The sequence below is a fragment of the Planctobacterium sp. R6 genome (assembly GCF_055755215.1).
Map to the genome: position 1 here is coordinate 1 of NZ_JBVTQY010000056.1, position 20,459 is coordinate 20,459.

Consider the following 20,459-nt stretch of genomic DNA (forward strand, 5'->3'; position numbering starts at 1 on the left):
AGCTTTAGCTGGCCTGCGAAGCAGGTGAGCTACAGGGATGTAGCGAATAAATGCTTTTCATCACCCACTGAGGTGGGTAAATATATAATGGAACTGGTATAAGAAACGAAGCGGGACTAAATGCCCCACTGAATCAGAAACGATAAGCAAGTGACAGGGTGTAAACATAGGGGTCAATGTTTACATCCACCTTGCCGGCATCGGTGCCCAGTTTAAATGTGGCTTCGGTGTCAATATCCAACCAGCGCACTGAGGCGTTGAAGGCCCACTTTTCATCGATATCGATATCGATACCCAACTGAGTCGCCAGGCCGAAAGAATTATCCAGAACCAGAGCAGAAAACCCGGCTGTTTTGTTGGCCGAGTTAAAATTCTCGTCGAAAAATACTGTGTAATTTACGCCAAGGCCTATGTATGGGTGCAGATTACTGTTACCCAAATCAAAATAATAGAGGGCTGATAAGGTTGGTGGCAGGTGTTTGGTTTTCCCCAGAGTTCCGACGGTATCCAGTCTGATATCATGAGAAAATGGTGTGGCTGCCAATAGTTCAACCGCCCAGTTACTATCCAGGAAATAGGCAAGGTTGAGTCCTAACTGGGCATTGTTATCAACACTGACTCCGACACCTAAATCGGCGCCCGCAACAAATACGTTGCTACTGCTGTCATGTGGATTGACGCTGGTGATGCCTCCTCGCAGCAACCAGTCACCGGTTTCTACAGCCATGGTGCTTAAAGGTAACAGTGTTAATGTTGCTGCTAATGCGAGTTTAGAAAATTTCATGTGTGTCTCCGTTAAATCGTTGTAGCTATTATCCTCACTGCTCTGCGATGAAATTTGATCTGGCGCAATTCCGGAGGCAGCTTGCAATTGCATTTGATTATTTCTTTGATCCGCGTCAAATTACCCCCACAAGTTCCCAACGACGGACATGGAAATGCGAAAAATAACAACAAGATTGACTTTATTGCTCTGCCTGATGGCATTTTTTAATCCTGCCATCTCAGCCACCTTGATAAAAAACATCAAAGGCTATTCGTTTCATGAGTCTCAACCGGTCAGCTTCTCAGCCATTTTGATTGAACAGGATAAAATCATCGCTGTTTATCAGACTTTGCCGGATGATCTCAATGCTGAAAAAGTCATTGATGGCAAAGGTGCGGTACTGGTTCCAGGCATGATTGATGCACATGGGCACGTACTGGGCTATGGCCAGGCGTTGAGTCGTGTTGTGTTAAATGGTGCAGCCAGTAAAGACCAGGCATTGGCGCGAGTCGCGGAGTTTATAGAGCAACACCCTGACGATACCTGGATTAAAGGACGCGGCTGGAACCAGGAGCTCTGGCCTGGCCGCAACTTTCCGGATGCCAAAGCTCTAAGCCAGGTTTCAAAAGGTAAACTGGTGGCATTAGGACGGATAGACGGTCATGCCTTGTGGGTTAATCAGGAGGTGCTGGACAAAGCCGGCATTAATAAAGATACGGTTTCACCAGAAGGGGGGGAGATTATAAAAGACAGTGCCGGTAACCCCACAGGTATTCTGGTAGATAATGCGATGAACCTGGTTTATCAGCTTATCCCGAGTCCAACGCTCGAAGACGTGAAAAACACCCTGCTGGTCAGTTTAAACAAATTGGCTTCGCTGGGATTAACCTCCGTGCATGATGCCGGGGTTGATTACATTACCTGGCAGGCTTATCAGGCACTGAGTACGGAACAACGTTTACCCATTCGGGTTTATGTGATGCTGGATGTGACGGATCCCAACTACCCGGAAATGTTAGCCAAAGGTACGATCCGCTCGGCTGACGATAAACTTTTTATTCGCAGTGTGAAAATATCCTCCGACGGTGCGTTGGGCAGCCGCGGAGCCGCATTGCATGAAGAGTACAGTGATAAAGCCGGCCACTACGGCTTATTGTTGCATGAAATTCCAAAACTGAATGAGCTTACTTTGCAGGCCATGGAAGCCGGTTTTCAGGTGAATACCCACGCTATTGGGGACAAGGCCAATACGGTTTCTCTTGATGCGTTTGCCAAAGCCATTCAGAAAACACAAAGTACTGGATTGCGTCACCGCATAGAGCATGCCCAGGTAATTCAACCTGAAGATTTTGAACGATTTAAGCAATTAGGGGTTATTGCTTCTGTGCAACCCACCCATGCCACCAGTGATAAAAACATGGCTGAAAATCGCCTTGGCAGTGAGCGCATTAAAGGGGCCTACGCCTGGCAGCGATTAATGGCCAGTGGAGCGTTGTTAGCCGGAGGCTCAGATTTCCCCATTGAGCCAGCTGAGCCGCTCTTTGGTATTCATGCTGCGGTGACCCGCCAGGACAGACAAAATCAACCTGAGGGGGGCTGGTATCCCAATGAGGCTGTATCTTTGAATGCCGCGTTTAAGATGTTTACGCTAGGTGCTGCTTTTGCTTCGCATCAGGAGGCGTTGATTGGATCTGTGGAGGCGGGTAAAAAAGCGGATTTTGTGTTGCTGGCACAAGACCCGCTGGAAATTGCTCCCAGCCAGTTATGGCAAATCCCGGTTTTACAAACCTGGGTGAATGGCGAGCTGGTCTGGCAGGCGGAATAACCGCTGTATCGAACTGGTCTTACGCAAGTATCAGGATAGCTGTGGCTCCGCAGCGTTCTGTACCCGTTCAGGGGGATCTTCTGTGACATTGCGCAGCCACCGTTTACTTAACATGCGCCATGAAAACAGACCGTATTTTGTGACTTCTTCACTGTAGGTAGCAATAAATACCCACAATAAAGCGCCGTTACTGCCAGCCACATACCAGGTGACTGGAATTCCCACCATCCACATACCCACAGTATCCGTAAACAGGCAAAAGCGATTGTCGGCCCCTGAGCGCAGGACACCCAGAGATATCGTCATATTGGCAGTTTTGATGGCGATTCCCAGGCACATTACCATCAGTATTTGGGTGGCCAGATTTAGCGTCGCCGCGTCATAACTGGCAAATGGGGTCAGCAGAAAATCACTAAACAGCCACACAATAACGCCTACCAGCAAGGCAATACCGGTAATCGAAAACGTCATATTTCTCGCAAGCCGGTAGGCCGACTGCATTTCGTTATTACCCAGTTTCTGGCCGGTTAAAACCGATGAAGCAGTTGCAAAGCCCATGAACAATGAAATTAAAGTACCCTCAACAGGGGCCAGCATACTAATTACTGCCAGAGCCTGAGTACCCAGACCACCGAATATGATTTGATAGACAAAGGTGCCCAATGCCCAGATACCAAAATTTAGTGCCACAGGTAAACTGATGGTTATGATACGGGACCAGCGACAGTCAGGCTTGCGCAGAGCAATAGATTTTTTAGTAGGCAGGCACAAATGTTTAGTTTTCATCATGTACAGCAGCAGAGCCACGAGTAGCAAGGTACGGGAAATGCTGGTGGCCCAGGCGGCGCCGTCAGTTCCAAGTACCGGAATTAACTGGGAATCGCTGACTACCAGACCGTTGATAAGCAGGTAGTTGAGCAACACATTAATCAGCATTGCTATCATGCCGAATAACAGCGGCACTAACACTTGTGCCATACCGCGCAGCGCACCTTCAAATACCTGATAAACCAGCAGGATCAAAATCGACGGTAAGGTGATGGCCAGATATTGGCTGCTGATGTGAATCACTTCAGCATCATTACTGCTCAAAGAGACTAAAGGAACGCTAAACAGATTACTCAACAATACCAAAGGCAGCATGAGTGCAATCGCGACTAACAATATTTGCGCAATGATGCCTGCGATTGCATGACTTTTCTTCGCGCCAATGTACTGCGCCACCAGTATGCCAGAGGTGACACCAAACGCTGCACCAATCATAAGCAATACAAACTGCACCTTGCCTGCAAGGCCGATGCCCGCTACCGAAGCCTCACCCAGATGGCTAACCATAATAATATCTATCATGCCTAGTGCCGCCGCCAGAACGCTCTGCAAAGATACTGGCCAGGCAATTTTAACGCAACGCATTAAGGTTGATTGCGCCTGCGCGGCAGATAACTGCTCCGATTCAGATTTTATTGCGGTCATTTCTGCCTCCAGAAAACCATCTATTCAATGCAGCGCACTTTAAAGTACTGGTTTATTTGTAACAGATTAGGAATTATCCTGTTTATGTTTAAAACTATCATTGTGGATAAAGTTATGTTTCAGGAAATCCAAAATATTCACGAAGACTGCAATGAGTTGTTTATTTGTCTGCCGGAATTTAACAGTCTGTCACCCAACTCGGTTCGGTTGGCGGGAATTTCTGAATTGCGCACCCTGTATCAGATTGGCAGAGTCGCTAACCAGACTCATCTGCTACTGTTTACCCGCAACGGCTATGGTCGTCTGAAAACGGCTGAAGGTGAATTTGAGATTGGTCCACAGACTCTGACAGTACTACCAGCCGGTAAAGGCTTCTATTTTGAACTGGCGTCGCAGGAATGGCAGACCTGCTGGTTTATTTTAAAGGACAGCCAACAATGGAAAGGCATTAAACAAATGCAGCAGGAAGTTTTTCATTGCCGGGAAGTCAATGTGGTGCATTCGACATTAAAGTTGTTGCATCAGCAACATGAGCTTGAAGGCAGTGGAAAGTCAGCAATGGAAAGCGAACTGATGGATATTCTGTTTCGCTATTTAAAACTGGCATTGGGTAATCGTCAGCCGGTAACCGGCGCAGACAGCCGGGTATGGGACTTTATTACTCAGCTCTCAGGTCGCTTGCATATTCGCTGGACCACCGAAAAAATTGCCCAGGAGTTGCATCTGTCAGAACCCCACTTGTTTCGTTTGTTCAAATCGAATGTGGGTAAATCACCCATGCAATATTTGACAGAGTTGCGCATTCAACATGCCAGAGAGTTACTGAAACACAGTAATCTGAGTATAGAGCAAATCGCGCTGTGCGTGGGTTACAATGATGGTACCAGCTTTTCACATCGGTTCAGAAAAACAGTAGGGACATCACCGGGAATCTGGCGGCAGGGTCAGCACTAGTGGCTCTTGGATAAATTTTTGGCCGGGTAAAATAGCACCTTCCCTGGTACTGAATTGGCTAATTGATGTTGGCGCGCGACATTTATTCAAACGTTGCTGCCAAAGCCTGTTTTGCAGCTGTGCGGGTAAGGCAGGCTTGCAAAGGTGCTTTTTTAAACTTTTTAAGGCTGGCCTGAACCTTATCGGTTTGCGTGATGTTTCCCGCCCGGGCAAATTCAGCCCGACACTGAATATCACCTGATGCGGCGTACTCTGTATAAATGATGCGAACCTGATCATAGCGTTGCACCAAATCAGCATAGGGGTAACCACTGCTGACATATACCTCTTCGTAGTTAACTTTTGCTAAAGCCGATGTTGATGATAATAGTGCTACCATTACTGTGAACTTTAAAATCTTGGTAAAACTAATGCCTTTCATGTCTTCATTCCTCGTGTGGTTGAAAAGAATTTGTTGACAGAAATGTACGATTAATAAACACTCTCAACAAACGATCAATAATTAATCATGATTAAGAAAAACTTAAGTGAGTGAGCGTCGATTACCCGCCTTAGGGGCGCTAAAATACTTTAAAGTTGCGGCAGAAACGTTGAGTTTTAAGCTGGCGGCAGAAGCTTTGTTTGTCAGTCAGGCGGCAATAAGCCAGCACATTAAAACACTTGAATCACAATTGGGTTGTAAGTTGTTTGTGCGCAAGAACCGGGAAGTGAGTCTGACCGCGCAAGGAAGGTTATTGCTGCCTTATGTGCAAAAGGGCTTCAGTGAATTTCAAAAGGGCATTGCCCAGTTGGAAGAAGATAACCACCCCAACATCCTTAAGCTCAGTGTATTACCGTCAATCGCAACTTTTTGGTTGATTCCCAGATTACATCTGTTTCGCGGTGAGTTTCCTGATTTGCAGGTTAAGCTGATCCCCGATCCCAATGTGGTGGCCTTTGATGATTTCAATCTCGATTTAGCCATTCGTTTTGGTCCCGGGAAATATGACAATCTCAGCAGTCGTTTTTTGTTTCCCGACAGAGTGCTGCTGGTGTGCCACCCACACAGAGTGCCGGATAATGTGACACCCGATGATCTGCGCCATTTACCGGTGATCACTGAAAACTACCATGATACAGATGATGCCTGGGATGCGTTTTTTCAGCGTTATCAACTCAGAAAAAGTGATTTCAAAAACCATTTTGAAATACGTGATGCCACTCCGGCATTGGTGGGGGCTGTCCTGGCCGGTCAAGGCATTGCCATGGTAAAGCAATCTTTGGTGCAGGATTACCTTGCCAGTAAACAGTTGATTTCCCTGTTTGGCTTTTCACACCTGTGCGATTTTGCCTGTTATCTGGTGGCACCTGATTTTCACTTTAACTTTCCTAAAGTTATCGCTTTTGAGTCCTGGTTGCGGGAGCAGGCAAAATCACTGGTTACTGCTATGAGTGCCGAACTTACATCAAACTAACAAGCTAAAGTGATCTTTTACGTGCAGCACATGAGCCAGTGCGTATTGCTCGTGAGTCAAGGCGCCATAGGCAAAGTGCTCGGCAAGCTCACCCCGATAACGATCAAATTGCTGCAGCGCGGTCAGTAAGCGATGTTGGCCCTGTTCTGCACTGACATTGTCAACCGAAGGCGCGCCTGGAATATCTTCTTCGAGGTTGTGCTTCATGTAACCTTTCGACGAGAACGCACTAAAGGCGGCTTTGCCAACAGTCGATTTGAACATTTCGGATTTGTGAACCGGGTATCCGGACATTGAATATTCAACACTTTGCGCCAAATGCGCCAGTTTGTGTCCTACTGACCAGTTAGAGTCAAAATTCAGTTCAGATACCTTCAGCGCCTCAAGCTCTTTGATTAACGCAGTAAGAGACAGATCGTCTTTATTGCGGGGCACCATATGCCAGGCGGTGACCCCGGAGACACCCAGAAGTCCCAGCGACAGTGATGATGCGATAAAGAAACGTCGGTTCATAGCAGATAGATTGTTGCCTTTAACACTAAGTTTAACCAGGAACGCCCACTTTCGCACTGAAATATTCCCTCAGGGCTGTGGCTTATCTGTTTCAGAATTTTTCGAACCGGAAACGATGCCAACTTGCCTGTGGATTGCCTGGTGATTGTCAGGATTGCAAAGGTTTGGTAAAGCCGCGAACTTTTTATCCGGGGCGCCAGTCAGTTGGCCATAACATATGGTTTATCAAGGAAACTGAATTTTGAAAATTTTTACGTCTATGGTTTTTGCCGGAGTGGCCGGATTAGTGCTGTCTGCTTGTGGTGGTAGTTCAGGCTCAACATCAGATCAATACCCCAATGCCTACATTCAATTTTACAATGCATCTCCTGACAGCGCTGATACTGAACTGGTGGTGGATGACGAGGTTATTAGTTCCAGCGCCTATGGCGATGTTACTGCACTCTATAGTTTTGACGCTGATACTTATGAAGTTGAATTGCAATGGCATGATTCTGATGGCCAGGAACATACTCTGACAGAGATGGATATCCAGTTGCGCAACAGTTATAAAACCATGCTGTTGATGGGGGGCAATTTCAGTAGTCCTGATATTACCGAGTTCACATTTGAACGTTCTGAAATGGAAGATGCGTTTTATCTGTATGCCATGATGGGGGCAGCTGATCTAGGTAGTTATGATTTATACATTGCTGAATCAGGGGTACCCTTTTCCGATGCGAACTTTGTGGCGACTTTAGGGTATCTGCAACCGGAAAAAATGCCCTACTGGTCTTCCGATGACGATGAATTTGCCTGGCCGGTAGAGGACTACAAGTTATTTTTAGTGGACCCTGACTCTGGTGAGATGCTGTTTGAAAGTCAGGAAATTGCCTTCAGTTATGAATCGGATTATTTGTTATCAGTACGCAAAACCTCGGGTGCCAACGAGAATAATATCGTGGTCGACATTATTCTTAACTCTACTAACCTGACGGCTGAACAGGATATCACCGCCACGGCGCAATATCGGGTATATAGCGCACTGGAATCTGCCACAGTATTAGAGGTCAGCGTGGCAGACACCGATGAACACTACACCACTAACCTGGCCGGTGGTACGTTGTCGGATTTTACTTCAGTGCAATTTGGTGACTACCAGATCAGCGCATTTTCGGAGGACGGAGAACACAGTTTTTCCGGTCGATTAATGACTTTGAATCAGGGCGACAGTAAAACTATCGTTATGTTTGAGGACCCCGAGCTTGGCCTGACGTCATTAACGATGGAAGACAGTGATTTGCCTCAGTCTTTTGAACATCAGATCTCTGTTGCGAACTTATTGCCTGAGTTTAGTAACCTGGATATTTATCTGGTTCGGGACAATGAAACCAAAGATACCGCAGATCATAAGATGACCGGATTAGACTATGCCGATAGTCGCACAATAACTGTCCCTAATGACTATTATTCTGTTGTTGTGGTGTATGAAGACAATCTGGGGATCGAATCGTTATTGTACCGCTCTGAACTGATTAACTTCTCGGAAGACGGTGTCTACATTATTACAATCGAGGCAGAAGAAGCCACCGGCGGCTACCGGGCTAACGTAATCTGGTAGTGTTAACGCGTCATATCGGGTCATAGGTGGCAGTTCATCACCTATGACTATCATTAACCTTTTGCATACGTTTTCATTACAACTTTGCTACCTAAAAACGCAGGAGTAATTATACTGACGCTAAGCGTAATTCTGTATCGAGAAAGGTTAACAACTCATGAAACCCCGTATTTTATCCGCGATGATCGCCTCTGTACTGGCGTTGTCAGCATGTTCAAAAGCGCCCGAAACCGCATCTTCAGCTGCGGCTCCGGCCGAGGAACAGGTTAAGTCCTACAAACACATCAGCCTCAAGGAAGACACCTCAAACTGGTGGCAAAATGCCATCTTTTATGAGATCTGGCCCCGTTCTTTTTACGATGCTGATGGTGACGGAAGTGGTGACTTTGATGGTATGACGGCAAAACTGGATTACCTTCAGGAGCTGGGTGTGAATGGTATCTGGCTGACACCGGTATTCGAAGCGCCGTCTTATCACGGTTATGACTTCCAGGATTTCTACAACGTGGAATCCGATTACGGCACCATGGAAGACTTTGAACAGTTTGTTGCTGCAGCACACGAAAAGGACATTAAGATTATCCTGGATCTGGTAATCAATCATATTTCTGATGGCCATGAGTGGTTCAAAAAGTCAGCTGCGCGGGAGCCAGGTTACGAAGACTATTTTATCTGGCGCAAAGAAATGCCCACCAGTTGGGGTAAAGCCTGGTCTGATGATGTTGATGACTCGGCTGCAGTCTGGCATTGGAATGAAACACGTCAGGAATATTATTACGGTGCGTTTGCGTCCACTCAGCCGGATGTGAATCTCGAAAACCCGAAAGTGGTTGAAGAGATGAATAAGATGGCCACCTTCTGGTTAGAAAAAGGAGTGGATGGCTTCCGTCTGGATGCGGTGCGTTACGCAATAGAAGATGTCTCTGAAGACTGGAATGACGCAGATCAGGGCGATACTGATGCGACTATTGATTACTGGGCGCAATTTACTGCGCACGTAGAGTCAGTTAAACCCGATGCTATGCTGGTGGCTGAAGCCTGGTCAGATATGCCTACTATTGGCAAGTACTATGACGACGGCAAAGGCATGCACTCTGCCTTTGATTTTGATTTTGGCTATGTGGTGAGTGGTATATTAAATGCCGGTGGTAAACGCACTGCTGATTTTGGTACAGTGGATGAGTCGAAAACCGACAATACCCGGGAAGCACTTTGGCAAAACCTGTTAAGTCGTAAAAACAATGCTCCCATTTCGTTTTTCTCGCCGTTTTTAACCAACCATGATCAGAACCGCATTATGCATACATTGGGTGAGGACTGGACCAAAGCTAAAGCGGCGGCCACGTTGCTGATGACCACACCGGGTACGCTGTATTTATACTACGGCGAGGAAATTGGTTTATCTCAATATACCACTGGCGATGATCAATACCGCCGCGCCATTATGCAATGGGAAGACACCGACTCGGCAGGGTTTAACGAGACCGGTGCGTTTTGGTTAGATCAGGGCCAATGGTTTCCCTGGGTACAAGACCACAAAGCCTGGTGGGGGCCATACTGGCAGAGTCAGAGACCTTCAGGCCTGGCATCGGTTGATGTTCAGCAGGTTAACCCTGATTCATTGCTAAATCACTACAAAAAGCTGATTGCTGTGCGTAAAGCTTCACCTGCTTTGCAGTTCCCGGATGAGATCCGTTATTACCCGGTAGATAATCAGAATGTTTGGTTGGTGCAAAATGTTAAAGGCGATGAATCCCGTGTGGTTATAGTAAATCTGTCTACCGCTGCGGCCTCTGAGTTCAGTGTGCCAGCGGAAATCAAAGGACAGCACAAGAATCAACTCACCGGCGCCACCTTAATATTAGGTGACAAAATTACCTTGAAAGCAGGCGAGTCGGTCATACTTTAATTCACAGGTACTTGTGTAGAAAGCCAGTGTCAGCCACTGGCTTTTTTATGTTCAAAACTATTTGGCTATATTTTAAACTTTTTTTGAATTTAAGCTGTCGTTGCCAGATCTTTTCTGTTACTATTGCGCGCCCTTTTTATGGGGGTATGTATAAAAGAGCGGCAAAAGCTGCTTTTTTACAACGATATAACGGCTCGGGAGAGCCTTAAATTAGCGGAGCACTAACATGATCCAAATGCAAACTAACCTGGATGTGGCGGACAATTCCGGCGCTCGCAGGGTTCAGTGTATTAAGGTCCTTGGTGGCTCGCATCGCCGTTATGCAGGCATTGGCGATATCATCAAAGTTACTGTTAAGGAAGCAATTCCTCGCGGTAAGGTGAAAAAAGGTGATGTCCTGAATGCGGTGGTGGTGCGTACTAGAAAAGGCGTTCGTCGTCCAGACGGTTCAATTATCCGTTTTGATAACAACGCAGCTGTTTTGTTAAACAACAACAAGCAGCCAATAGGTACGCGTATCTTTGGTCCTGTGACCCGTGAGCTTCGTGCAGATAACATGAAGATCGTCTCACTGGCACCTGAGGTACTATAAGGAGTCGCGATTATGGCAAGTAAAATTCGTCGTGATGATGAAATCGTCGTTTTAGCAGGTAAAGACAAGGGTAAGCAAGGCAAAGTCCTTAAGGTTATCACTGGCAAAGACCGCGTAATCGTCGAAGGTGTGAATTTGGTTAAGAAACATCAGAAACCCAACCCTCAGTTGAACGTTCCTGGTGGCATCGTAGAAAAAGAAGCATCTATTCATGTATCAAATGTAGCGATCGTTAACCCTCAAACGGGTAAAGCTGATCGTGTAGGTTTCCGTTTTGAAGATGGCAAAAAAGTCCGTATCTTCAAATCAAACGGTGAACAGATTTAATTAATTGGAGAATACGATGGCGAAACTGCATGATTTTTATAAAGAATCAGTCGTTCCACAACTCGCTAAAGAGTTTGGTTACAAGAGCGTCATGCAAGTCCCTCGGATAGAAAAAATCACCCTGAACATGGGTTTGGGTGAAGCATTAACAGACAAGAAGGTTCTTGAGAACGCTTCTAACGACATGATGTTAATCGCTGGTCAAAAGCCAGTGGTAACTAAAGCGCGTAAGTCTGTTGCTGGTTTTAAAATCCGTGAAGGCTACCCTATTGGTTGCAAAGTAACTCTGCGTGGCGATCGTATGTGGGAATTCTTTGAGCGTTTAATCTCTATCGCAATTCCTCGTATCCGTGACTTCCGTGGTCTGAACCCTAAATCGTTCGACGGCCGTGGTAACTACAGCATGGGTATCAAGGAGCAAATTATCTTTGCTGAAATCGATTTCGATAAAGTAGATAAAGTGCGCGGTATGGATATCGTTATCACCACATCAGCTAACACAAACGAGGAAGGTAAAGCACTGTTATCTGCTTTCAACTTCCCGTTCCGTAAATAAGGTGTAGGGTTATGGCAAAAGAATCAATGAAGGCACGTGAAGTAAAGCGTGCAAAATTAGTAGCCAAATACGCAACTAAGCGTGCTGAACTTAAAGCTGTCATCAGCAGTGTAAATTCTTCTGATGAAGAGCGTTGGGACGCAGTACTTAAGCTACAACAACTACCAAGAGATTCTGCTCGTTCACGTCAACAAAACCGTTGTCGTATCACTGGCCGTCCTCATGGTTTCCTACGCAAATTTGGCCTGAGCCGTAACAAGCTGCGTGAAGCAGCGATGCGCGGTGAAGTCCCTGGTCTGAAAAAAGCCAGCTGGTAAGGAGTAGCAAATATGAGTATGCAAGATCCTATCGCGGATATGTTCACACGTATTAGAAACGGTCAAATGGCAGGTAAAGTATCTGTTGTTATGCCTTGTTCTAAGATTCGTGTTGCTATCGCAAATGTATTAAAGCAAGAAGGTTACATTGAAGATTTCAGTAAAGAAGGCGATGTTAAGCCGACTTTAGAAGTTACTTTGAAATACTTCGAAGGCAAGAGCGTTATCGATACTATCGAACGCGCCAGCCGCCCTGGTCTGCGCATCTATAAGAAAAAAGATGAGCTGCCTAAAGTATTGGGTGGATTGGGTATTGCCATTGTGTCTACCTCTAAAGGTGTGATGACTGACCGTGCTGCGCGTAAAGCTGGCATGGGTGGTGAGATCATCGGCTACGTAGCGTAACGGAGGATTATTCAATGTCACGTGTAGCAAAAGCACCTGTTGAACTTCAATCTGGCGTTGAGATCACTATCAACGGTCAGGAAGTTACAGTAAAAGGTAAAAACGGCACGCTTACTCGTGTATTCAACGACGCTGTTGAAGTCGTTCAGGAAGACAACGCAGTCAAAGCCCTTCCTCGTGAAGGTTTTGAAGATGCGTGGGCACAAGCAGGTACTGCTCGTGCACTACTGAACAACATGGTAATCGGTGCAACTACTGGTTTCGAAAGAAAGTTAGAGCTGATCGGTGTTGGTTATCGTGCGCAAGCACAGGGTAACAAACTGAACCTGACTCTGGGTTTCTCTCATCCTGTTGTTTATGAAATGCCGGCGGGTATTTCTGTTGAAACTCCTAGCCAAACTGAAGTCGTCGTCAAAGGCGCTGACAAGCAGGTAGTTGGCCAGGTTGCAGCTAACATCCGTGGATACCGTCCGCCAGAGCCTTACAAAGGTAAAGGTGTTCGTTATTCTGATGAAGTTGTACTTCGTAAAGAAGCTAAGAAGAAGTAAGGGGTAGGTACGATGGATAAGAAAACATCTCGTTTACGTCGCGCCGCTCGTGCACGTTTTAAGATGCGTGAGTTAGGCGTACACCGTTTGGTGATACACCGTACACCTCGCCACATTTACGCACAATTAATTGCGCCAACTGGATCAGAAGTGTTAGCTGCTGCATCTACAGTTGAAGCAGATATGCGTAAAGATCTTAAGTCAACTGGTAATGCCGACGCTGCAACTGCAGTAGGTAAAGCAATTGCAGAACGTGCAATTGAGAAAGGTATTAAAGAAGTAGCTTTCGATCGCAGTGGCTTCAAGTACCACGGTCGTGTTAAAGCACTGGCTGAAGCAGCTCGCGAAGCTGGCCTTCAGTTCTAGGAGTAGATTATGTCTAGAGTAGAACCTCAACAAAGTGGTGAACTGTTAGAAAAATTAATCGCTGTTAACCGCGTAGCAAAGGTAGTTAAGGGTGGTCGTATTTTCAGCTTCACAGCATTGACTGTAGTTGGAGATGGTAACGGTCGCGTTGGCTTTGGTTACGGTAAAGCGCGTGAAGTTCCAGCAGCTATTCAAAAAGCTATGGAAAAAGCACGTCGCAATCTGGTAACAGTGGATCTTAACGGTCACACATTACAACACCCAATCAAGGGTCGTCACTCAGGCTCAAAAGTTTACATGCAGCCTGCTTCAGAAGGTACGGGTATCATCGCTGGTGGTGCTATGCGTGCAGTTCTTGAAGTAGCTGGTGTACAAAACGTATTGTCTAAGTGCTATGGCTCAACTAACCCAATCAACGTAGTTCGTGCAACGATCAAAGCGTTGACTGACATGAACTCACCAGAGCAAGTGGCTGCAAAGCGTGGCTTGTCTGTTGACGAGATTATGGGGTAATTGACGATGGCAACAGTTAAAGTCAAACAAACTAAGAGCTCTATTGGTCGTTTGCCTAAGCACAAAGCTACTTTGAAAGGCTTAGGTTTACGTAAAATTGGCCATGTTCGTGAATTGGAAGATACACCTGCGGTTCGTGGGATGATCAACCAGGTTTACTACATGGTAGAAGTGGTAGGGGAGTAAGTTATGTACTTAAATACTATTGCTCCTGCTCCAGGAGCCAAAAAATCTGGTAAGCGCGTAGGTCGCGGTATTGGTTCTGGCCTGGGTAAAACTGGTGGTCGTGGTCACAAGGGACAAAAGTCTCGTTCAGGTGGCAGCGTTAAGCCAGGTTTCGAAGGTGGTCAAATGCCAATTCAGCGTCGTTTGCCTAAGTTCGGTTTCACTTCACGTGTATCTTTGGTTTCTGACCAGGTTACATTGACTGAGATCGCTAAGGTAGAAGGCGACACTGTTTCTTTAGAAACTTTAAAAGCTGCTGGTCTTATTAAGAAAGACAAGCTGTTCGTTAAAGTAATGAAGAGCGGTGAAGTTGCTCGCGCAGTAACTGTTAAGGGCTTAAAGGTTTCTAAAGGCGCTCGAGAAGCAATCGAAGCGGCTGGCGGTAAAGTAGAGGAATAACCTAAATGGCGAAACCAGGATTGGATTCAGCAAAAGGTGGTTTGAGCGAGCTTAAAGCGAGACTGCTGTTCGTATTGGGCGCAGTAATCGTTTTCAGACTAGGCTCTTATATCCCTATTCCTGGCATTGATTCTGCCGTTCTGGCTCAATTATTTGAGCAACAAAAGGGCACGATCGTAGAGATGTTTAACATGTTCTCCGGTGGTGCTTTGGAACGTGCTTCAGTTTTTGCACTGGGAATCATGCCTTACATTTCAGCATCTATCATCATTAACCTGATGACAGTAATCCATCCGCCAATGATGGAGCTGAAAAAAGAAGGCGAGGCAGGTCGTCGTAAGATCAGCCAATATACGCGTTATTTTACGCTGGTATTGTCCATCTTTCAGGCGATAGGAATTGCGACTGGTTTACCTAACCTTGTATCAGGTTTGGTAATAAATCCTGGATTTGGTTTCTACTTTACGGCAGTGGTAAGTCTGGTCACCGGTACCATGTTCTTGATGTGGTTAGGTGAGCAGATTACTGAAAGAGGGATTGGTAACGGAATCTCAATTTTAATCTTCGCAGGTATTGTTGCAGGTTTACCGACAGCTATAGGTCAAACCGCGGAACAAGCCAGAACCGGAGATTTGAATCTGTTGTTCTTGTTATTTATCGGTGTGATTGTTGTTGCAGTCACTTACTTCGTTGTTTTCGTTGAGCGTGGTCAGCGTCGAATCGTCGTTAACTATGCGAAACGTCAGCAAGGTCGTAAGGTTTATGCTGCGCAAAGCACTCACTTACCGCTAAAAGTAAATATGGCGGGTGTAATTCCACCTATATTTGCTTCCAGTATCATTTTGTTCCCAGGTACTATTGCAACCTGGTTTGGACAAAACGAGTCTCTGGCTTGGTTACAGGACATCTCTTTGATGTTGTCGCCAGGTCAGCCTTTGTACGTAATGTTGTATGCAGCAGCTATCATTTTCTTCTGCTTTTTCTACACGGCGTTGGTCTTCAACCCGCGTGAAACCGCAGATAACCTGAAAAAGTCTGGTGCATTTGTTCCCGGGATTCGTCCAGGTGAGCAAACATCTAAGTACATTGATAAGGTCATGACTCGCCTGACACTGGCCGGTGCTCTTTATATAACCTTTATCTGTTTAGTGCCTGAGTTCATGATGATCGCCTGGAATGTTCAATTCTACTTTGGCGGTACATCACTACTGATTATTGTAGTGGTTATCATGGATTTCATGGCGCAGGTACAAACGCATTTGATGTCTCATCAATATGAGTCTGTATTGAAAAAAGCCAACTTAAAAGGCTACGGCCGTTAATTGGCATAACGGAGTGATGAAATGAAAGTTCGTGCATCCGTAAAGAGAATTTGTCGTAACTGCAAAGTTATCAAGCGCAACGGTGTTGTGCGTGTAATTTGCGCTAGCGATCCAAAGCATAAGCAACGACAAGGTTAATCGTTTCTGACAAAAGTCAGAAATAGTTTGCAATTTTATGCCGGATAAGTATCCTTACGGGCTTTTTATCTGGCGACTAACTTAGAGGAGTGCTGTTAATGGCCCGTATAGCTGGCATTAACATTCCGGAACACAAGCACACTGTTATAGCATTGCGCTCGATCTATGGTATCGGACCAATGCGCGCAAAACTGATTTGTGCAGAAGCAGGTATTCCGGAAAGTACAAAAATTAAAGAATTATCAGAAGCTGATTTGGACAAATTACGTGATCAGGTAGCTCAATTCTCTGTTGAGGGTGACCTGCGCCGTGAAGTTCAAATGAACATCAAACGTTTGATGGACCTTGGTTGCTTCCGTGGCATACGCCACCGTCGTAGCTTGCCCTTACGTGGTCAGCGCACTAAAACTAATGCGCGTACCCGTAAAGGTCCTCGTAAGCCAATTAAGAAGTAAGCGGGGGAGTAAGTTATGGCTAAAGCACCAACTCGTGCTCGTAAGCGCGTAAAACGTCAAGTTGCTGATGGTATGGCGCACATCCATGCGTCGTTCAACAACACAATCGTGACTATCACTGATCGTCAAGGCAACGCACTTTCATGGGCAACTTCTGGAGGCTCTGGCTTCCGTGGTTCTCGTAAATCAACTCCTTTTGCTGCTCAGGTAGCTGCAGAAAGAGCTGGCGTTGCTGCTCAGGAATATGGTTTGAAAAACATTGAAGTATTTGTAAAAGGTCCAGGTCCAGGTCGTGAATCTGCTATCCGTGCCTTAAACGCGGCAGGTTACCGCATTACTAATATTACAGATGTGACGCCTATTCCTCACAACGGTTGTCGTCCACCGAAAAAACGTCGCGTTTAATCGACGGATTGTTGGAGAAATATCATGGCAAGATACTTGGGTCCTAAACTCAAATTAAGCCGTCGCGAAGGAACAGATTTGTTCCTGAAAAGCGGTGTTCGTGCAATTGATTCAAAATGTAATATTGAAACAGCACCTGGTCAACACGGTGCACGTCGTGGTCGTCTTTCAGACTACGGTGTTCAGTTGCGTGAGAAACAAAAAGTACGTCGTATGTACGGCGTTTTAGAGAAGCAATTCCGTAATTATTACGGTGAAGCGGCTCGCCGTAAAGGCAACACAGGTGAAAACCTGCTACAACTATTAGAACAGCGTCTTGATAACGTTGTATACAGAATGGGTTTTGCAAGCACTCGTGCTGAAGCTCGTCAGTTAGTCAGCCATAAAGCAATTATGGTTAACGGACAAGTAGTAAACATTCCTTCATTCAATGTATCTGCAGAAGACGTTGTATCAGTTCGTGAAAAAGCGAAAAAGCAAGCGCGTATTGCAGCCGCTCTGGAACTATCCGAGCAGCGCGAAAAGCCTACCTGGATTGAGGTAGATGCTAAAGCAATGGAAGGTACTTTTAAACGTGTACCTGAGCGTAGTGATTTGTCTGCTGAAATCAACGAACAACTTATCGTCGAACTTTACAGTAAGTAAAGGTTAAAAGTTAAAGAGAGGATATATGTCGGGTTCTGTAACTGAATTCCTAAGACCTAGACTGGTAGAAATCGAAAACGTTACTGGTACGCGCGCTAAAGTTACTTTAGAGCCTCTGGAGCGTGGTTTCGGTCATACTCTGGGTAATGCTTTACGCAGAATACTTTTATCTTCAATGCCGGGTTGTGCAGTAACTGAAGTCGAAATCGACGGCGTGTTACACGAGTACAGCACTAAAGAAGGCGTTCAGGAAGACGTGATTGAAATTCTGTTAAACCTGAAAGGGTTGGCAGTGCGTCTTGAAGGTAAAACTGAAGCTACCTTAACGTTAGTGAAGTCAGGTGCAGGTCCTGTACTTGCTGGAGATATCCAGCATGACGGAGATGTTGAAATTGCTAATCCAGAACACCTGATTTGTACATTAACAGGTGATTCTGAGATCAGCATGCGCATCAAAGTTGAGACAGGTCGTGGTTATGTACCTGCTTCTACCCGTCGCTCCTCTGAAGATGATGATAGACCAATTGGTCGTCTGTTGGTTGATGCTTCCTACAGTCCTGTAGATCGTATTGCCTACAATGTTGAATCTGCACGTGTTGAACAACGTACAGACTTAGACAAATTGATCATCGATATGGAAACTAACGGTACTATCGACCCGGAAGAAGCGATTCGCCGCGCAGCTACTATTTTAGCTGAGCAACTTGAAGCGTTCGTAGATCTGCGCGATATGACTGAGCCAGAAGAAAAAGAAGAAAAACCTGAGTTTGATCCTATTCTTCTGCGTCCGGTGGATGATCTTGAATTGACAGTACGTTCTGCAAACTGCTTGAAAGCAGAAGCAATTCAGTACATTGGTGACCTGGTACAACGCACCGAAGTTGAGCTGTTGAAGACCCCTAACTTGGGTAAGAAGTCGCTGACTGAAATTAAAGATGTGTTGGCCTCTCGTGGATTGTCTTTGGGTATGCGCCTGGAAAATTGGCCGCCTGAAAGCATCGTCGAGAAGGATTAATCAGGCAACTTTCTGATTAAAAGAGAAGGGTGATATTATGCGCCATCGTAAGAGTGGTCGTCAGTTAAATCGAAACAGCAGCCATCGTCAGGCAATGTTTCGTAACATGGCTAGCTCACTAGTTAAGCATGAAGTAATTAAAACTACTTTGCCAAAAGCTAAAGAGCTACGTCGCGTAATTGAACCTCTTATTACTCTTGCTAAGCAAGACAGCGTTGCAAACCGTCGTTTGGCTTTTGCTCGTACACGTGATAAAGAGGTAGTAGGTAAGTTATTCAATGAGTTGGGTCCTCGCTATACAGAGCGCCCTGGTGGTTACACTCGTATTTTGAAGTGTGGCTTCCGTACTGGTGATAACGCACCTATGGCTTTTGTTGAACTGGTAGACAGACCAGAAGCAGAAGTTGAAGCAGTTTCAGAAGAAGCTGTAGCAGAATAAAAAAACCGGGCGAAAGCCCGGTTTTTTGTTTTTATACCCATCTAAATAAAAAGTCTTTTTTAACTCCTTATTTTTTCAATTCCTTCATTATTGCGGCAAACTCTTCTTCGTTAATTCCGCCCTTTAATGCATATTCTTTTACCGTACTATCACTTAATCCGGCATTTTGAGCGGATTCTAAAATCTTTTGTAAATACTCTCTTTTAGATGAAGATTCTTTTAACGCTGTAGTCACTACATCTTCAGCTTTGCCGGGAAAAACAGCCAGTAGCGCATCAACTATATATTCACCTACAAACGGAACGGCTTGCACTGCAGTCTTAACAATATCGACTACATCGTTAGGATGCGTTTCAACCAGGGTTTGCACAATTCGATCTGCGGAGTCGGGTTCAGTGACAACCGCGACGCGTACGATATCTTTCAATTCACCAGGTGTTGTGTTTGCTGCGGCATGAACAACAAAGTCTACATAACTGGGTTCCGCATTAATTGCGACTTCTACTATATTAGGGCAACTGGTTACACCTTTATCAATCGCTACCGCGACGATTTCTTTGGTTAAAGACGGAGCTGCTGAAACCGCGGCATAAACTATGTCTTTATATTTTTCAGGATAGAGATCTAATGTAGTATCGACGATTCGGGCTGCATGTAGCGGATAGTGCTCAACAACACTCTTAACTGCTCGGCCCACAGACATATTCTGCTGCACCTGCTTTTGTATAAATTCCGATGTAACGTAAAAAGAGTCATTTGTGTTCCCTTCAAATGCGAGTGTGTTTCCTGCCATGGAAATTAATAGCGCACTTATTATTCTAAGCTTCATTTGAAGTTCTCTTAAGAAATTAACCTATAGCCTTAATATGACTTATATATCGGTTAAAAGTTCAAATTGTTACCAAAAGTTTTCAGATTAAACAGGATGTTAACAAAAATAGCAATAATAGATTAAAAACCCAGCAACCAAATAAAATAAAGCAAAAAGATCAAAATAAAGTATTGACGGTGTAAATCATGTCTGTAGAATGCGCGCCTCGCTTGGGGAGACAATCTTACAAGCGGCTTCTTAAGGTGTAAAACTGAATTGAGTGAAAACTCTACAGGCCTTTAAGTAAGCGGGCTACAACAAGTTACCTGAAAAAATAAATTCAAATAACATGTTGACAAGCCAAACGGGAAGTGTAGAATGCGCATCCCGCTTGAGGAGAGACTCAGGCAAACGTTCTTTAACAATCAGCAATAAGACAATCTGTGTGGGCATCGATTGATTTTGATGTCGACCCAAAAAATTTATA

Annotated in this window: 27 protein-coding genes; 22 read left to right on the forward strand and 5 right to left on the reverse strand. The window is 45.4% G+C overall.

Annotated elements, in window-relative coordinates; translation table 11 throughout:
* Positions 1-133: 133 nt before the first annotated feature.
* Positions 134-784, reverse strand: coding sequence for an OmpW/AlkL family protein (locus AC0J20_RS21450; RefSeq protein WP_473023310.1), 651 nt, complete (start codon positions 782-784; stop codon positions 134-136).
* A 154-nt stretch (positions 785-938) separates the two neighbouring features.
* Here AC0J20_RS21450 and AC0J20_RS21455 point away from each other — a divergent pair, with 154 nt between their 5' ends.
* A complete protein-coding gene (locus tag AC0J20_RS21455; protein ID WP_473023311.1) occupies positions 939-2,591 on the forward strand; it encodes an amidohydrolase in 1,653 nt (550 codons plus the stop codon).
* Positions 2,592-2,621: 30 nt separating this feature from the next.
* Here AC0J20_RS21455 and AC0J20_RS21460 read toward each other — a convergent pair whose 3' ends face one another.
* The gene (locus AC0J20_RS21460; protein WP_473023312.1) at positions 2,622-4,064 is read right to left on the reverse strand and encodes an MATE family efflux transporter; all 1,443 of its coding nucleotides are present in this window, start codon (positions 4,062-4,064) and stop codon (positions 2,622-2,624) included.
* A gap of 84 nt (positions 4,065-4,148) precedes the next feature.
* On the opposite strand from AC0J20_RS21460, the gene AC0J20_RS21465 reads away from it, so the two are divergent.
* Complete coding sequence (locus tag AC0J20_RS21465) at positions 4,149-5,018, forward strand: helix-turn-helix transcriptional regulator (RefSeq protein WP_229531407.1); 870 nt, start codon at positions 4,149-4,151, stop codon at positions 5,016-5,018.
* An 82-nt stretch (positions 5,019-5,100) separates the two neighbouring features.
* On the opposite strand, the gene AC0J20_RS21470 is transcribed toward AC0J20_RS21465, so the two are convergent.
* Positions 5,101-5,439 carry a hypothetical protein gene (locus AC0J20_RS21470; protein WP_473023313.1) on the reverse strand — a complete coding sequence of 113 codons (339 nt, stop codon included), beginning with the start codon at positions 5,437-5,439 and terminating at the stop codon, positions 5,101-5,103.
* A gap of 106 nt (positions 5,440-5,545) precedes the next feature.
* On the opposite strand from AC0J20_RS21470, the gene AC0J20_RS21475 reads away from it, so the two are divergent.
* The gene (locus AC0J20_RS21475; RefSeq protein ID WP_473023314.1) at positions 5,546-6,472 is read left to right on the forward strand and encodes a LysR substrate-binding domain-containing protein; all 927 of its coding nucleotides are present in this window, start codon (positions 5,546-5,548) and stop codon (positions 6,470-6,472) included.
* Here the strand turns inward: AC0J20_RS21475 and AC0J20_RS21480 are convergent.
* Complete coding sequence (locus AC0J20_RS21480; RefSeq protein ID WP_229531410.1) at positions 6,464-7,042, reverse strand: DUF1569 domain-containing protein; 579 nt, start codon at positions 7,040-7,042, stop codon at positions 6,464-6,466. The genes AC0J20_RS21475 and AC0J20_RS21480 overlap by 9 nt on opposite strands.
* Before the next feature lie 184 nt (positions 7,043-7,226).
* On the opposite strand from AC0J20_RS21480, the gene AC0J20_RS21485 reads away from it, so the two are divergent.
* The 19 genes from AC0J20_RS21485 (at position 7,227) to rplQ (ending at position 19,161) form a co-directional block, all read left to right on the forward strand.
* Complete coding sequence (locus AC0J20_RS21485; protein ID WP_473023315.1) at positions 7,227-8,585, forward strand: DUF4397 domain-containing protein; 1,359 nt, start codon at positions 7,227-7,229, stop codon at positions 8,583-8,585.
* A 157-nt stretch (positions 8,586-8,742) separates the two neighbouring features.
* Positions 8,743-10,494: an alpha-amylase family glycosyl hydrolase gene (locus AC0J20_RS21490; protein ID WP_473023316.1), complete on the forward strand. Its 1,752-nt coding sequence runs from the start codon at positions 8,743-8,745 to the stop codon at positions 10,492-10,494.
* Between the two features lie 226 nt (positions 10,495-10,720).
* Positions 10,721-11,086 carry a 50S ribosomal protein L14 gene (gene rplN / locus AC0J20_RS21495; protein WP_229531413.1) on the forward strand — a complete coding sequence of 122 codons (366 nt, stop codon included), beginning with the start codon at positions 10,721-10,723 and terminating at the stop codon, positions 11,084-11,086.
* Positions 11,087-11,098: 12 nt separating this feature from the next.
* Positions 11,099-11,413 carry a 50S ribosomal protein L24 gene (gene rplX / locus AC0J20_RS21500; RefSeq protein ID WP_338291044.1) on the forward strand — a complete coding sequence of 105 codons (315 nt, stop codon included), beginning with the start codon at positions 11,099-11,101 and terminating at the stop codon, positions 11,411-11,413.
* 16 nt (positions 11,414-11,429) lie between these two features.
* Positions 11,430-11,969: a 50S ribosomal protein L5 gene (rplE, locus tag AC0J20_RS21505; RefSeq protein WP_229531415.1), complete on the forward strand. Its 540-nt coding sequence runs from the start codon at positions 11,430-11,432 to the stop codon at positions 11,967-11,969.
* An 11-nt stretch (positions 11,970-11,980) separates the two neighbouring features.
* Positions 11,981-12,286, forward strand: coding sequence for a 30S ribosomal protein S14 (rpsN, locus tag AC0J20_RS21510; protein ID WP_229531416.1), 306 nt, complete (start codon positions 11,981-11,983; stop codon positions 12,284-12,286).
* A gap of 12 nt (positions 12,287-12,298) precedes the next feature.
* Positions 12,299-12,691, forward strand: a complete 393-nt coding sequence (gene rpsH, locus AC0J20_RS21515) for a 30S ribosomal protein S8 (protein WP_229531417.1) — start codon at positions 12,299-12,301, stop codon at positions 12,689-12,691.
* A gap of 14 nt (positions 12,692-12,705) precedes the next feature.
* Positions 12,706-13,239, forward strand: coding sequence for a 50S ribosomal protein L6 (gene rplF, locus AC0J20_RS21520; RefSeq protein ID WP_229531418.1), 534 nt, complete (start codon positions 12,706-12,708; stop codon positions 13,237-13,239).
* A 12-nt stretch (positions 13,240-13,251) separates the two neighbouring features.
* Positions 13,252-13,605, forward strand: coding sequence for a 50S ribosomal protein L18 (gene rplR, locus AC0J20_RS21525; RefSeq protein WP_229531419.1), 354 nt, complete (start codon positions 13,252-13,254; stop codon positions 13,603-13,605).
* Between the two features lie 9 nt (positions 13,606-13,614).
* The gene (gene rpsE / locus AC0J20_RS21530) at positions 13,615-14,118 is read left to right on the forward strand and encodes a 30S ribosomal protein S5 (RefSeq protein WP_229531420.1); all 504 of its coding nucleotides are present in this window, start codon (positions 13,615-13,617) and stop codon (positions 14,116-14,118) included.
* A 6-nt stretch (positions 14,119-14,124) separates the two neighbouring features.
* The gene (rpmD, locus tag AC0J20_RS21535; protein WP_229531421.1) at positions 14,125-14,304 is read left to right on the forward strand and encodes a 50S ribosomal protein L30; all 180 of its coding nucleotides are present in this window, start codon (positions 14,125-14,127) and stop codon (positions 14,302-14,304) included.
* 3 nt (positions 14,305-14,307) lie between these two features.
* The gene (rplO, locus tag AC0J20_RS21540; protein WP_229531422.1) at positions 14,308-14,742 is read left to right on the forward strand and encodes a 50S ribosomal protein L15; all 435 of its coding nucleotides are present in this window, start codon (positions 14,308-14,310) and stop codon (positions 14,740-14,742) included.
* 5 nt (positions 14,743-14,747) lie between these two features.
* Positions 14,748-16,064: a preprotein translocase subunit SecY gene (gene secY / locus AC0J20_RS21545; protein WP_229531423.1), complete on the forward strand. Its 1,317-nt coding sequence runs from the start codon at positions 14,748-14,750 to the stop codon at positions 16,062-16,064.
* Between the two features lie 21 nt (positions 16,065-16,085).
* The gene (gene rpmJ / locus AC0J20_RS21550) at positions 16,086-16,202 is read left to right on the forward strand and encodes a 50S ribosomal protein L36 (RefSeq protein ID WP_229531424.1); all 117 of its coding nucleotides are present in this window, start codon (positions 16,086-16,088) and stop codon (positions 16,200-16,202) included.
* Positions 16,203-16,300: 98 nt separating this feature from the next.
* Positions 16,301-16,657, forward strand: a complete 357-nt coding sequence (rpsM, locus tag AC0J20_RS21555; RefSeq protein ID WP_229531425.1) for a 30S ribosomal protein S13 — start codon at positions 16,301-16,303, stop codon at positions 16,655-16,657.
* 15 nt (positions 16,658-16,672) lie between these two features.
* Positions 16,673-17,062 carry a 30S ribosomal protein S11 gene (gene rpsK, locus AC0J20_RS21560; RefSeq protein WP_229531426.1) on the forward strand — a complete coding sequence of 130 codons (390 nt, stop codon included), beginning with the start codon at positions 16,673-16,675 and terminating at the stop codon, positions 17,060-17,062.
* Positions 17,063-17,086: 24 nt separating this feature from the next.
* Positions 17,087-17,707 (forward strand): 30S ribosomal protein S4, encoded by a 621-nt coding sequence (gene rpsD, locus AC0J20_RS21565; protein WP_229531427.1) that lies wholly within the window; start codon positions 17,087-17,089, stop codon positions 17,705-17,707.
* A 25-nt stretch (positions 17,708-17,732) separates the two neighbouring features.
* Entirely contained in the window at positions 17,733-18,722 is a 990-nt protein-coding gene (locus tag AC0J20_RS21570) for a DNA-directed RNA polymerase subunit alpha (protein WP_229531428.1), read from the forward strand.
* Between the two features lie 37 nt (positions 18,723-18,759).
* Positions 18,760-19,161: a 50S ribosomal protein L17 gene (gene rplQ, locus AC0J20_RS21575; RefSeq protein WP_229531429.1), complete on the forward strand. Its 402-nt coding sequence runs from the start codon at positions 18,760-18,762 to the stop codon at positions 19,159-19,161.
* Positions 19,162-19,228: 67 nt separating this feature from the next.
* Here rplQ and AC0J20_RS21580 read toward each other — a convergent pair whose 3' ends face one another.
* Complete coding sequence (locus tag AC0J20_RS21580; protein WP_229531430.1) at positions 19,229-19,990, reverse strand: hypothetical protein; 762 nt, start codon at positions 19,988-19,990, stop codon at positions 19,229-19,231.
* Positions 19,991-20,459 lie beyond the last annotated feature (469 nt).

Excerpts from the sequence above, each read along its gene's own strand:
- rpsH (WP_229531417.1), top strand. The coding sequence starts at position 12,299 with ATGAGTATGCAAGATCCTATCGCGGATATGTTCACACGTATTAGAAAC.
- rplF (WP_229531418.1), top strand. The coding sequence starts at position 12,706 with ATGTCACGTGTAGCAAAAGCACCTGTTGAACTTCAATCTGGCGTTGAG.
- rpmJ (WP_229531424.1), top strand. The coding sequence starts at position 16,086 with ATGAAAGTTCGTGCATCCGTAAAGAGAATTTGTCGTAACTGCAAAGTT.
- rpsE (WP_229531420.1), top strand. The coding sequence starts at position 13,615 with ATGTCTAGAGTAGAACCTCAACAAAGTGGTGAACTGTTAGAAAAATTA.
- rplX (WP_338291044.1), top strand. The coding sequence starts at position 11,099 with ATGGCAAGTAAAATTCGTCGTGATGATGAAATCGTCGTTTTAGCAGGT.
- AC0J20_RS21460 (WP_473023312.1), bottom strand. The coding sequence starts at position 4,064 with ATGACCGCAATAAAATCTGAATCGGAGCAGTTATCTGCCGCGCAGGCG.
- rplN (WP_229531413.1), top strand. The coding sequence starts at position 10,721 with ATGATCCAAATGCAAACTAACCTGGATGTGGCGGACAATTCCGGCGCT.
- rpsD (WP_229531427.1), top strand. The coding sequence starts at position 17,087 with ATGGCAAGATACTTGGGTCCTAAACTCAAATTAAGCCGTCGCGAAGGA.
- rplQ (WP_229531429.1), top strand. The coding sequence starts at position 18,760 with ATGCGCCATCGTAAGAGTGGTCGTCAGTTAAATCGAAACAGCAGCCAT.
- AC0J20_RS21490 (WP_473023316.1), top strand. The coding sequence starts at position 8,743 with ATGAAACCCCGTATTTTATCCGCGATGATCGCCTCTGTACTGGCGTTG.
- AC0J20_RS21580 (WP_229531430.1), bottom strand. The coding sequence starts at position 19,990 with ATGAAGCTTAGAATAATAAGTGCGCTATTAATTTCCATGGCAGGAAAC.
- rpsN (WP_229531416.1), top strand. The coding sequence starts at position 11,981 with ATGGCAAAAGAATCAATGAAGGCACGTGAAGTAAAGCGTGCAAAATTA.
- rpsK (WP_229531426.1), top strand. The coding sequence starts at position 16,673 with ATGGCTAAAGCACCAACTCGTGCTCGTAAGCGCGTAAAACGTCAAGTT.
- AC0J20_RS21470 (WP_473023313.1), bottom strand. The coding sequence starts at position 5,439 with ATGAAAGGCATTAGTTTTACCAAGATTTTAAAGTTCACAGTAATGGTA.
- rpmD (WP_229531421.1), top strand. The coding sequence starts at position 14,125 with ATGGCAACAGTTAAAGTCAAACAAACTAAGAGCTCTATTGGTCGTTTG.
- rplE (WP_229531415.1), top strand. The coding sequence starts at position 11,430 with ATGGCGAAACTGCATGATTTTTATAAAGAATCAGTCGTTCCACAACTC.
- secY (WP_229531423.1), top strand. The coding sequence starts at position 14,748 with ATGGCGAAACCAGGATTGGATTCAGCAAAAGGTGGTTTGAGCGAGCTT.
- AC0J20_RS21455 (WP_473023311.1), top strand. The coding sequence starts at position 939 with ATGCGAAAAATAACAACAAGATTGACTTTATTGCTCTGCCTGATGGCA.
- rpsM (WP_229531425.1), top strand. The coding sequence starts at position 16,301 with ATGGCCCGTATAGCTGGCATTAACATTCCGGAACACAAGCACACTGTT.
- AC0J20_RS21465 (WP_229531407.1), top strand. The coding sequence starts at position 4,149 with ATGTTTAAAACTATCATTGTGGATAAAGTTATGTTTCAGGAAATCCAA.
- rplO (WP_229531422.1), top strand. The coding sequence starts at position 14,308 with ATGTACTTAAATACTATTGCTCCTGCTCCAGGAGCCAAAAAATCTGGT.
- AC0J20_RS21450 (WP_473023310.1), bottom strand. The coding sequence starts at position 784 with ATGAAATTTTCTAAACTCGCATTAGCAGCAACATTAACACTGTTACCT.
- AC0J20_RS21570 (WP_229531428.1), top strand. The coding sequence starts at position 17,733 with ATGTCGGGTTCTGTAACTGAATTCCTAAGACCTAGACTGGTAGAAATC.
- rplR (WP_229531419.1), top strand. The coding sequence starts at position 13,252 with ATGGATAAGAAAACATCTCGTTTACGTCGCGCCGCTCGTGCACGTTTT.